This is a genomic window from Oleiphilus sp. HI0061, from assembly GCF_001635675.1.
In genome coordinates, this window is record NZ_LWFE01000496.1 from 1 (window position 1) to 1,119 (window position 1,119).

Consider the following 1,119-nt stretch of genomic DNA (forward strand, 5'->3'; position numbering starts at 1 on the left):
TTGAGCGAGTCAGACTCTAAAGCTCATAGTAATCAGTCGCCTCAGCGAGGGTTGGGACTTTCTGTCTACATGATGAGGTAGTTTTATATCACTCCCTGCTCACGCAGCCATTGCTCACTCCTAGCCATACCTTCTTCAAGGCTAACTTTAGGCTGATACCCTAGCTCTGCACTGGCCTTATCATGGATATATTTAGCACTAGGCCTCGATAGCATCGCAACGGTAGAAGGATTTAATTCTGTACGTTTACCGAAAAGATGAGCCATTCGCTCCGCGGCAAAAGCGATAGGATAAAGCAGCTGTTTGGAAAGTGTTCTTGCCGAGTCCAAACCTAACATTTTGGCTAAAAAAGAAAAATACTCCTGATTACTCACCTGCCCCATGCCTGATAGGATATAAATCTGTCCGATTGCCTTGTCTGAGTTCAGTGCCAAATAACAGCCCTCAACCAAGTCATCAATATACACTGGGCCGAACATACCTTCTTTCGGGGCGATGAATTTCTTTTGCTTCATCATGTCAATTGGCGTCACGGTCCAGGGTCGGGAGCCCGGACCGTAAACATCTGCAGGGCGGATAATGGTGGCATCCACTTTTCCTGCATTGTTGTAGTTCAGAACCAAATGTTCACTAGCCAGTTTGGAGTCTGAATATTTCTGACCGCAAGCCCTCAAGGCAGTATTTTCATCCATTGCTCCGGTGTGACTTAAGCCCAACGCGGCAACGGAGGAAAAGTGCAGAAAGCGCTTTTTGTTATCACACTTTGCCGCTTCATCTAATACAGTCTGCGTACCCAACACATTAACGCGCCAGGTTTCCTCTTCTGTTGCAGCATTAGAGACCACTGCAGCCGTGTGAATGAGGGTGTCACAACCAGCTAGCATGTCTCGCCATCTCTCTGGCTCAAATAAATCAGCTTGTATGATGTTTTGTTCCTGATTGGCACTTAGATCAATCCCACAGGTCTCGATACCTTTTTTATTTAGGCAACGCGCCAGACTTTGTGCGATAAAACCTTTTGCGCCGGTAATAAATACTTTCTTCATTGCGGCCTGCCTATTATTTTTGTTGTTTCAATACGTTTCTGACAATCGAATCAATATAGAAATTAACTAGCTT

At 45.4% G+C, this 1,119-nt stretch carries 1 protein-coding gene; it reads right to left on the minus strand.

Features of this window, described 5'->3' with window-relative positions:
* Positions 1-83 precede the first annotated feature (83 nt).
* Positions 84-1,046: an NAD(P)-dependent oxidoreductase gene (locus A3735_RS06605; RefSeq protein ID WP_068516034.1), complete on the minus strand. Its 963-nt coding sequence runs from the start codon at positions 1,044-1,046 to the stop codon at positions 84-86.
* Between the last annotated feature and the right edge of the window lie 73 nt (positions 1,047-1,119).

Bases quoted from the DNA above. Each gene is read 5' to 3' on its own strand.
- A3735_RS06605 (WP_068516034.1), bottom strand. From the start codon at position 1,046: ATGAAGAAAGTATTTATTACCGGCGCAAAAGGTTTTATCGCACAAAGT.